This window comes from Isoptericola sp. NPDC057191 (genome assembly GCF_042670225.1).
Classification (GTDB): domain Bacteria; phylum Actinomycetota; class Actinomycetes; order Actinomycetales; family Cellulomonadaceae; genus Isoptericola.
Map to the genome: position 1 here is coordinate 1 of NZ_JBHUWC010000213.1, position 6,595 is coordinate 6,595.

Annotated in this window: 7 protein-coding genes; 3 read left to right on the plus strand and 4 right to left on the minus strand. The window is 74.5% G+C overall.

Annotation, left to right across the window (positions count from 1 at the left end; translation table 11 throughout):
* Nucleotides 1–86 precede the first annotated feature (86 nt).
* The gene (locus tag ACFT55_RS18350; protein WP_380245281.1) at nt 87–383 is read left to right on the plus strand and encodes a DUF1905 domain-containing protein; all 297 of its coding nucleotides are present in this window, start codon (nt 87–89) and stop codon (nt 381–383) included.
* Nucleotides 384–390: 7 nt separating this feature from the next.
* Here ACFT55_RS18350 and ACFT55_RS18355 read toward each other — a convergent pair whose 3' ends face one another.
* From ACFT55_RS18355 to ACFT55_RS18370, 4 genes are all read right to left on the minus strand, one after another.
* The gene (locus ACFT55_RS18355; RefSeq protein ID WP_380245282.1) at nt 391–1,581 is read right to left on the minus strand and encodes a CynX/NimT family MFS transporter; all 1,191 of its coding nucleotides are present in this window, start codon (nt 1,579–1,581) and stop codon (nt 391–393) included.
* Nucleotides 1,578–2,288 carry a FadR/GntR family transcriptional regulator gene (locus ACFT55_RS18360; RefSeq protein WP_380245283.1) on the minus strand — a complete coding sequence of 237 codons (711 nt, stop codon included), beginning with the start codon at nt 2,286–2,288 and terminating at the stop codon, nt 1,578–1,580. The genes ACFT55_RS18355 and ACFT55_RS18360 overlap by 4 nt, the downstream gene beginning before the upstream one ends.
* A 105-nt stretch (nt 2,289–2,393) precedes the next feature.
* Nucleotides 2,394–3,035 carry a MarC family protein gene (locus tag ACFT55_RS18365; RefSeq protein WP_380245284.1) on the minus strand — a complete coding sequence of 214 codons (642 nt, stop codon included), beginning with the start codon at nt 3,033–3,035 and terminating at the stop codon, nt 2,394–2,396.
* A complete protein-coding gene (locus tag ACFT55_RS18370) occupies nt 3,032–3,901 on the minus strand; it encodes a PHP domain-containing protein (protein ID WP_380245287.1) in 870 nt (289 codons plus the stop codon). Before ACFT55_RS18370 ends, ACFT55_RS18365 begins: the two co-directional genes overlap by 4 nt.
* A 200-nt stretch (nt 3,902–4,101) precedes the next feature.
* Here ACFT55_RS18370 and ACFT55_RS18375 point away from each other — a divergent pair, with 200 nt between their 5' ends.
* Nucleotides 4,102–4,947 carry an alpha/beta fold hydrolase gene (locus ACFT55_RS18375; protein ID WP_380245285.1) on the plus strand — a complete coding sequence of 282 codons (846 nt, stop codon included), beginning with the start codon at nt 4,102–4,104 and terminating at the stop codon, nt 4,945–4,947.
* A gap of 41 nt (nt 4,948–4,988) precedes the next feature.
* Nucleotides 4,989–6,548 carry an aminopeptidase P family protein gene (locus ACFT55_RS18380; protein WP_380245286.1) on the plus strand — a complete coding sequence of 520 codons (1,560 nt, stop codon included), beginning with the start codon at nt 4,989–4,991 and terminating at the stop codon, nt 6,546–6,548.
* The last annotated feature ends 47 nt before the right edge of the window (nt 6,549–6,595 follow it).

Genomic DNA, 6,595 nt, shown 5'->3' on the forward strand with positions numbered 1-6,595 from the left:
GTGCTGACCTGCTCCTCAAGAACCTCGTTCGAGGAGCAGGTCAGCACGCTCGTTGCATGTCCGGGGGACGCCGTAGCCTGCGGGTCATGCGCCTCACGTTCTCGGCACCGCTGTGGCAGTGGCAGGTGCGGACGGACTCCTGGTGGTTCGTCACCGTGCCGCCGGACGAGTCGGACACGCTCGCCGAGCTGCCGCTGCCGCCGCGAGGCTTCGGGTCGATCAAGGTCAACGTCACGATCGGCGCCACGACATGGTCGACGTCCGTCTTCCCCAGCGACGAGCAGAAGGGCTACGTGCTGCCGCTGAAGAAGGCGGTGCGGCAGGCCGAGGGCATCGAGCCCGGCGCGACCGTCCGCGTCACCCTGGAGCCGGTCGGCCTCTGAGCCCGGGTCAGCGGACGATCTCGTCCCGCCCCGCCAGCCAGGCCGCCACACCCTGCACGAGGGCGGCGGCGAGGAGCAGCACCAGCGGCAGAGTCCACGAGCCCGTCATGTCGTGGGCGACGCCGAGCCCGAGCGGCCCGCACGCCGCGAGCAGGTAGCCCGCGCTCTGCGCCATGCCCGACAGCTCCGACGTGCGCGCGGCGTCCTCGGTCCGCAGCGCCATGAGGGTGAGCGCCAGCGCGATGCCGCCACCCTGCCCGAGGCCGAGCAGCACCACCCACAGCACCGCGACGTCCGGCGCGAGGAGCAGGCCCAGCAGGCCTGCGGCGATAAGGGCGACGATGACGACGCCGATCGCGCGCTGCCGACGCATCCGCCCAGCGAGCACCGGCGCGACGAACGATCCGACGATGCCGAGCAGGTTGGTCAGGGCCAGGAGCCAGCCGCCCACGGCGACGCTCCGGCCCGAGGCCACGAAGATCTCCGGCAGCCAGGCGTTCACCGCGTAGAACGACAGCGACTGCGTGCCCATGAGGACGGTGACCGCCCAGGCCAGCGGGCTGCGCCAGACGGACCGCGCGGCGTCCGCGGCGGTGGCTCCGGCCGGGCGCAGCGGGACAGGCGCGCGGTTCCCGGCGCGCAGCGCGCGGGGCGCCCACACCGCGGCGCCGCACGCCGCCAGCAGCCCCCAGGACGCCAGCGTGGCGCGCCAGTCCATGCCCGTCGCCGTGGCGAGCGGCACCGTGAGACCCGCCGCGAGCGCCGCCCCGCCCGACAGGGCCATGGAGTACAGGCCGGTCATGAGCCCGACGCGGTCCGCGAAGTCGCGCTTGATCAGCGCCGGGAGGAGCACGTTGCCGAGCCCGATGGCGCACCCCACGGCGAGGGTGCCGAGCAGCAGGGGCGCGAGACCGGGCACGAGCCGCAGCGCGAAGCCGGCGCACAGCAGCAGGAGGCTGCCGAACAGGGCACGCTCCAGCCCCACGCGGCGAGCGAGCCCCGGCGCCACCGGGGCGAGGAGGCCGAAGCACAGCACGGGCAGGGTCGTGAGGACGCCGCCGGCGGTGGAGCTGAGGCCCTCCTCGGCCAGGATCTCGCCCAGCAGGGGCGAGACGGCGACGACGCCGGGCCGCAGGTTGAGCGCGGCGAGGACGATGGCGAGGACGGCGCCCGCCCCGAGCGGGCGACGGAGGCTCACGCGTCCTCTCCCGCCGTCGGCGCGTCGACGAGATGCGCGCGGACGGCGGCCATCGTCGTCGCGACCGCGCGCTCCGCGGCGTCGACGTCCCCGGCGGCGACCGCCTCGACGACCTCGCGGTGCCCCGGCACGTCCCGGTGAGGGCGGCCGTGCGCGTCGGTGGCGAGGGTGCGGACCAGCACGTGGTCGATCCCGTCGTAGAGCTCGGCGAGCAGGTCGTTCCCCGCAGCCCGCACGAGCTCGGCGTGGAACGCGACGTCGGCATCCCGGAACTCCTGCTCGTCGCCGGCGCGGGCGGCGTCCTCCTGCGCGGCCAGCGCGCCGCGGAGCGCGGCGAGAGCGTCGTCGTCGTGCCGGGACGCCGCGATCCGGGCCGCCCCGCGCTCCAGGACGGAGCGCACCTCGAGCACCTGCAGGGCGTCCGTGGTGCGCGCCCGGCGACCGATCGCCGCGTCGAGGCCGCTGGCGGCGCGGACGTAGGTGCCGTCACCGCGGCGCGGCTCGAGGATGCCCGCGTGCTCCAGGGCCCGGACGGCCTCCCGGACGGTGTTGCGCCCGACGCCGAGGCGGGCGACCAGCTCCGGCTCTGCGGGGATGCGCGTCCCGACCGGCCACTCGCCGCGCTCGACGAGACCGGTCAGGTGCTCGACGACGAGCTCGGACACCTTGCGGGGCGGGGTGATGGGCGAAGCCTCGGTCGGACGCACCAAAAGAGCCTAACAGCCCATGTTTGGCGCGGGCGGTGACCGGGGCTGCCGCCGGAGCGTCCTACGCCTGTCCTACGCCTGTCCTACGCCTGTCCTACGCCTGTCCTACGCCTGGGCCATGCGGACGAACTCGGTGACCGCCGTGGCGATCTGCTGCACGGCGATCGCCGCCAGGAGCAGCCCCGCGATCCGCGACACGAGCGTGACGCCGGAGTCCTTGAGCACCCGCTGGATGACGTTCGCGAACCGCATCGACAGGTACAGGCACACGTGCACCAGCACGATCGCCGCCGCGATGCCGACGAGCTGCGGCGCACCGCCCTCGTCCGAGACCCGGGTCTGCTGGACGAACACCATCGTCGCGACGATCGCGCCCGGCCCGGCCAGCAGCGGCGTGCCCAGGGGCACCATCGCGACGTTCACGCCCTTGTTCCCGGACGGCGCGGGCTCCTCCATCTTGCCGGTCAGCAGCTCCATCGCGACGAACAGCAGCAGCAGGCCGCCCGACGCCTGCAGCGCGGGCAACGAGATGCCCATGTAGTGCAGCACCTGCTGGCCGAAGACGGCGAAGACGACGATGACGCCGAAGGCGACGAGGATCGCCTGGCGGGCCGCATGGTTGCGCTGCTTCGCCCCCATCGCGGACGTCAGACCCAGGAACACCGGGACGGTGCCGGGCGGGTCCATGATCACGAACAGGGTGACGAACACCTCGGTGAACAGCGCGGTGTCCAGCACGTGGCTCACGGGCGGATCACGTCCAGCCGACCTCTTTCCTCGATCTGTGCGAGCACCTCGGGAGCGGTGGTGTGCTCCCCGATGCGGTTGCGCTTGCCGGTGCCGTGGTAGTCGCTGGACCCGGTGACCAGGAGCCCGAGGTCGGCGGCCAGCGCGCGCAGGCGCCGCCGGGCGGCGTCGTCGTGGTCCCGGTGGTCCACCTCGAGCCCGGCCAGCCCGACGGCGGCGAGCGCGGCGACGGTCTCGTCGCTCACCGTGCGACCTCGCGCCCCCGCACCCGGGTGCGCCATGACGGGCACCCCGCCCGCGCCGAGCACGGTGCGCACGGCCACGTCGGTGTCCGGGGCGTAGTGCGGCACGTAATAGCGGGCGCCCGGGTGCAGCATGGTCGCGAAGGCCTCGTCGCGGGACGCGACGACGCCGGCGGCCACCAGCGCGTCGGCGAGGTGCGGGCGGCCCACCGTGGCGTCGTCGCCCGTCTGCGCGACGACGTCGTCCCACGTCACCGGGAAGTCCTCGGCGAGCAGCGCCGTCATCCGACGGGCGCGGGTGAGGCGGTCGGTGCGCGTGCGGTCGCACTCGGCGCGCAGCGCCGTGTCACCGGGGTCGTGCAGGTAGGACAGCAGGTGCACGCTGATGCTGCCGCCCTCCGTCCGCACCCGCGTCGAGATCTCCGTGCCCCGCACCAGCGCCACGCCCGTCACGGCGACCGCGTCCGCCGCCTCCGCCCAGCCGGCGGTGGTGTCGTGGTCGGTGAGCGCCACGACGTCCAGGCCTGCCGCGCCGGCCGCCACGAGCACCCCGTGCGGGGAGTCCGTCCCGTCGGAGGCCCGCGAGTGCGTGTGGAGGTCGATCCGGGGCGGCGTCACGATCATCGATTCTAAGGAGCGGGGCGCACCGGCACGCACGATCCGGGGCCCGCGGCGGTGCGACGTCGGCCACTCCCGGCCGCCCGCCACCCGGCCCGCGGCCTCCGCGGCGCCCACCACACCGTGAAGGCGACGACACAACCTCTCCACCGTGCCCGCCGCTGGAGCCCCCGCCACGCGCGTACCGACGCGGGACTATCGTGAGGATGGATCTTCTCAGCGCCACCGCCGCCACCGCCGCCACCGCTGCTCCCGCCCCGTCCGGGCGCGCCCACGGCGCCGCCGGGATCGTGTTCGTGCACGGCATGCGCACGTCGTCGGCGATCTGGGAGCGCCAGGTCGGGCACGTCCGCGACGCCGGGCACGACGCGGTCGCCGTCGACCTGCCCGCGCACGGCGCACGGCACGGCGAACGGTTCTCCATGCCGCGCGCGTTCGAGGTGCTCGACGAGGCCGCCGGGTCCTTCCCTGCTGGGACCCCTGTCGTCGTGGTGGGGCTGTCCCTCGGCGGCTACACGTCGCTCGCGTGGGCGGCGCACCACGCCACCACCGCCGACGCCCCGCCGCTGGCCGGAGTGGTGGCTGCCGGCTGCACGTCCGACCCGAAGGGCAAGCCCGTCGCGCTGTTCCGCGACGTCGCGCACCTCGCCGTCACCGGCACGACGGCGGTGCGCCGCGGCCTGCGCGACGCCTCCCTCGCGTGGCGCTCCGCCCTCACCGGGAGCGCGTCCCGCCCGGGCGGCCTGGAGGTGGCCGCGCTGCTGGGCGACGCGGGCGGCGTCCCGCGCCCCGGGTGGGACATCGTCACCGACGCGCTCACGCACCTCGCCGGCCGCTCCTCCGTGGCCAGCACGCGCGCGCTGCGCGTCCCCGTCTGGTTCGTCAACGGCGCCCGCGACCGGATGCGGCTCGAGGAGTCCCGTCACGTGGCCGCCGCGGACCGTGGTGCGCTCGTCGTCGTGCCCGACGCCGGTCACGACGTGAACTCCGACGCCCCGGACGCCTTCAACCGTGTCCTCACCCGCGCGCTGCACGACTTCGCCCGCGCCTGACACGCTCCCGGGACGCCGCCGACGGGTGGGACACTGGGACCATGACCGACACCACCCCCGTCGACGAGTCCGCGCCCGGCGCCACGCCCGGCACCGAGGACCGCGGAAGCAACCGATCCCAGCGCCCCGTCTCGGAGGCGTTCAAGTCGTTCATCACCTCGCAGTGGGGCGACCGCGCCGACCTCGCCGTCGAGCCCGCCGAGGCGGTGCCGTACACGGCCGAGCGCCGGGCGCGGCTGTCCGCCCTGTTCCCGGGCGCGCGCCTCGTGATCCCCGCCGGCCCGCTCAAGGTCCGCTCCAACGACACCGACTACCGGTTCCGGCCGCACTCGGCGTTCGCGCACCTCACCGGCCTCGGCACCGACCAGGAGCCCGACGCCGTGCTCGTGCTGCACCCGGTCGCCGACGCCGAGGGCGACCCTGACGGCAGCGGCAACGGTAGCCACCACCACGCCGTGCTGTACGTGCGGCCGCTGGCCGCGCGCGACACCGAGGAGTTCTACGCGGACTCGCGGTACGGCGAGTTCTGGGTCGGTGCCCGGCCGTCGCTCGACGACGTCACCACCCTCACCGGCGTCGAGGCCCGCCACGTCGACGAGCTGCGCGACGCGCTCGCCAAGGACGTGGGCGCGGACGGCGTGCGGCTGCTCGTCGTGACCGGCTCCGACGAGGCGGTGGAGACGCTCGTCGAGGCCATCCGCGAGGAGGCCGGCGTCGAGGCGCAGTCCGAGGACGAGTCCCTGGTCGAGGCCACCTCCGAGCTGCGTCTCGTCAAGGACGCGCTCGAGCTGGAGCACCTGCGCGAGGCCGTGGCCCGCACGATCGAGGGCTTCGAGCAGGTCGTGCCGGCCCTGGAGAAGGCCGTGGCGCACCGCCGCGGCGAGCGCGTCATCGAGACGACCTTCGACGCGCACGCCCGCCTCGAGGGCAACACCGTGGGGTACGAGACGATCGCCGCCGCCGGTGAGCACGCCACCACGCTGCACTGGATCACCAACGACGGTGTGGTCCGCCCGGGTGAGCTCGTGCTGCTGGACGCCGGCGTGGAGGTCGACTCGCTCTACACCGCGGACATCACGCGCACGCTGCCCGTGGACGGCGAGTTCACCGAGGTTCAGCGCCGCATCTACACCGCCGTGCTCGACGCCGCCGACGCCGCGTTCGCCGTCGCGAAGCCCGGGACGAAGTTCCGCGACATCCACGCCGCCGCGATGGAGGTCATCGCCGCCCGTCTGGAGGAGTGGGGCCTGCTGCCCGACGGCGTGACCGCGGAGGTGTCGCTCTCCACCGAGGGCCAGCAGCACCGCCGCTGGATGGTGCACGGCACCAGCCACCACCTCGGGCTCGACGTGCACGACTGCGCCCAGGCGCGCCGCGAGCTGTACCTGGACGGCGTGCTCGAGCCCGGCATGGTGTTCACCATCGAGCCCGGCCTGTACTTCAAGGCCGACGACCTCGCCGTGCCCGAGGAGTACCGCGGCATCGGCGTGCGCATCGAGGACGACGTCCTCGTCACCGCTGACGGCAACGAGAACCTCTCCGCGGCGCTCCCCCGTCGTCCCGAGGACGTCGAGGCCTGGATGGCGCCCCTGCGCGGCTGAGAGCACCACATCCGTTCGGCAACGGGTGGATCTGTTCGGTACGTCTG